The organism is Microbacterium sp. 5K110, assembly GCF_005774735.1.
In the GTDB taxonomy this organism is placed as follows: Bacteria; Actinomycetota; Actinomycetes; order Actinomycetales; family Microbacteriaceae; genus Microbacterium.
Map to the genome: position 1 here is coordinate 1 of NZ_VBUM01000171.1, position 1,417 is coordinate 1,417.

At 66.4% G+C, this 1,417-nt stretch carries 1 protein-coding gene; it reads left to right on the forward strand.

What is annotated here, in order from left to right; genetic code table 11:
• Positions 1–122 precede the first annotated feature (122 nt).
• Complete coding sequence (locus FE256_RS17920; protein ID WP_046746337.1) at positions 123–1,358, forward strand: IS256 family transposase; 1,236 nt, start codon at positions 123–125, stop codon at positions 1,356–1,358.
• Positions 1,359–1,417: the final 59 nt, after the last annotated feature.

Sequence of the window (1,417 nt, forward strand, 5' to 3'; positions counted from 1 at the left end):
CCTGGAGTCCCGCGGGGTGGTGGTCTTTCGGGCCCGCGGCGTCGTGACCGCGACGGGGTGAGCCATCGTGCGATGGTCAGTGAGAACGACCAAGAACTCACACAGAAAGACGACACCGCACGATGGCTCTTGACCAGTCTGCCCTCCTCGAGCTGCTCGGGGAACTGAAGCTCACCGGCACCACCGACCGCATCCGAGCCGCGACCGAGCGGCTCTACCAGGAGCTGATCGACGCGGAGACAGCCGCATTCATCGGCGCCGCCCCCTACGAGCGCACGAGCGAGCGCACGACTACCCGCAACGGTTCCCGGCCGCGGGTGCTGTCGACCACGGCTGGGGATCTGGAGTTGCGGATCCCGAAGTTGCGGCAGGGGTCGTTCTTCCCGTCGCTGCTGGAGCGGCGCCGCCGGGTCGACCAAGCCTTGTTCGCGGTCGTGATGGAGGCCTACCTCCACGGCGTCTCAACCCGGAAGGTCGATGACCTCGTCAAAGCGCTCGGCGCTGACACTGGCATCTCGAAGTCCGAGGTGTCCCGCATCTGCCAAGGGCTCGACGCCGAGGTCGCATCGTTCCGCGACCGCTCGCTGTCTGACATCGCCTACCCCTACGTGTTCCTCGACGCGACCTACTGCAAGGTCCGCATCGACCACCGTGTCGTGTCCCAGGCGGTCGTCGTCGCGATCGGCGTCGCCGCTGACGGGCGGCGGGTCGTGCTGGGCTTCGATGTCGGAGACAGCGAGACCGAGGAGTTCTGGAAGCAGTTCCTGCGCTCGTTGAAGACACGAGGTCTGGGCGGGGTGAAGCTGGTGATCTCCGACGCCCACGCCGGACTGAAGAAGGCCGCAGCGACCGTGTTGCAGGGCGCCGCCTGGCAGCGCTGCCGCGTCCACTTCATGCGCAACGTCCTGACCGCCCTCCCGAAGGGCCGGCAGGAGATGGTCGCCAGCGTGATCCGCACGATCTTCGCCCAACCCGACGCCGAGCACATCGATGCCCAGTTCGACGAAGTCGTGCGCATGATCGAGCGCGTCCACCCCAAGACCGCCGTGATGCTCACCGACGCCCGTGACGACATCCTCGCGTTCAAAGCGTTCCCCGCCCGGCATTGGCGACAGATCTGGTCCACGAACCCGCTGGAACGCCTCAATCGGGAGATCAAGCGCCGCACCGACGTCGTTGGCGTGTTCCCGAACAACGCCGCCCTGCTCCGCCTGGCCGGCTCCGTCCTCGTCGAGCAACACGACGAATGGGAAGCCGCCGACCGCCGCTACTTCTCCGAAGCCTCCATGACCGAGCTCACCGCGACCACCCCCACCATCGACGAGGCGGTGATACTCCCCGAGATCACCGCCGCCTAAACTAACGACAGCTGATCATCGCAACGAAGCGAAAGACCACCACTCAAACGGACGCGGCC

Bases quoted from the DNA above. Each gene is read 5' to 3' on its own strand.
- FE256_RS17920 (WP_046746337.1), top strand. From the start codon at position 123: ATGGCTCTTGACCAGTCTGCCCTCCTCGAGCTGCTCGGGGAACTGAAG.